Source organism: Staphylococcus pasteuri, from assembly GCF_030547725.1.
Classification (GTDB): Bacteria; Bacillota; Bacilli; order Staphylococcales; family Staphylococcaceae; genus Staphylococcus; species Staphylococcus pasteuri.
Genome location: NZ_JAUOQO010000964.1, coordinates 1 through 236, shown reverse-complemented (window position 1 = coordinate 236; position 236 = coordinate 1). Strand labels below are relative to the sequence as shown.

The 236-nt window shown below is 44.9% G+C and carries 1 protein-coding gene; it reads right to left on the bottom strand.

Annotation, left to right across the window (positions count from 1 at the left end; all coding sequences use genetic code 11):
* Positions 1–52: 52 nt before the first annotated feature.
* Positions 53–236: GTP cyclohydrolase II (locus Q4528_RS16055; RefSeq protein WP_439848958.1), on the bottom strand; the 184-nt coding region annotated here is incomplete at its 5' end.

Below are 236 nucleotides of genomic sequence, written 5' to 3'. Positions count from 1 at the left end.
CAACTAAAGTGATAGACCCTTAATTTAATTTTACGCCAAAGCGCATCGGAAATTATTCTTGGTCAATGTACTCAACAACTTCAAGACCAAAGCCAGAAAGCGCGTGATAGCGTTTCGGAGAGCTTAACAAACGCATTTTACTCACCCCTAAATCAGCCAATATTTGAGAGCCTACACCTACGGTGCGAGAGGCACTTTGCTGACGTTTTTGTGGTGGTGTTTCGCCACGGTCCTGC